The organism is Pseudoalteromonas sp. S2893 (assembly GCF_005887105.1).
Lineage (GTDB): Bacteria > Pseudomonadota > Gammaproteobacteria > Enterobacterales > Alteromonadaceae > Pseudoalteromonas > Pseudoalteromonas atlantica.
In genome coordinates this window covers 1-469 of record NZ_PNCY01000053.1, presented here as the reverse complement: position 1 = coordinate 469, position 469 = coordinate 1, and the positions used below count along the sequence as shown (strand labels likewise).

The 469-nt window shown below is 42.0% G+C and carries 3 tRNA genes; all 3 read right to left on the bottom strand.

The annotated features are described in order from the left end of the window. Positions 1 to 25: 25 nt before the first annotated feature. The 3 genes from CWC04_RS17770 to CWC04_RS17760 all read right to left on the bottom strand — a co-directional run bounded on the left by CWC04_RS17770 (position 26) and on the right by CWC04_RS17760 (position 433). Positions 26 to 110 (bottom strand) — tRNA-Leu (locus tag CWC04_RS17770). Between the two features lie 123 nt (positions 111 to 233). Further along, positions 234 to 308, bottom strand: a tRNA-Gln gene (locus CWC04_RS17765). Between the two features lie 40 nt (positions 309 to 348). After that, a tRNA-Leu gene (locus CWC04_RS17760) sits at positions 349 to 433 on the bottom strand. Positions 434 to 469: the final 36 nt, after the last annotated feature.

Genomic DNA, 469 nt, shown 5'->3' with positions numbered 1-469 from the left:
ACAGTTTTAGTTCTAGATAAGAACATGGTGCGGAAGGAGAGACTTGAACTCTCACATCCTAAGATACTGGAACCTAAATCCAGCGCGTCTACCAATTCCGCCACTCCCGCATTTTACATACACAGGTGTTAATGTATAGGAACCTAAATCCAGCGTCTAATTCAAGACTACTGACAATTCCGATACTCCCGCATATTGTCATTCTTTATAGCAATTTCTTTGGTAGAAGAAATTGGCTGGGATACCAGGATTTGAACCTGGGAATGCCAGGATCAAAACCTGGTGCCTTACCGCTTGGCGATATCCCAACAAAGAATTAGCTGATTATTTTAGTTCTTATCGAGAACATGGTGCGGAAGGAGAGACTTGAACTCTCACATCCTAAGATACTGGAACCTAAATCCAGCGCGTCTACCAATTCCGCCACTCCCGCATTTTTACTTTGAATAATCAAAGAAAGGTAGTTATT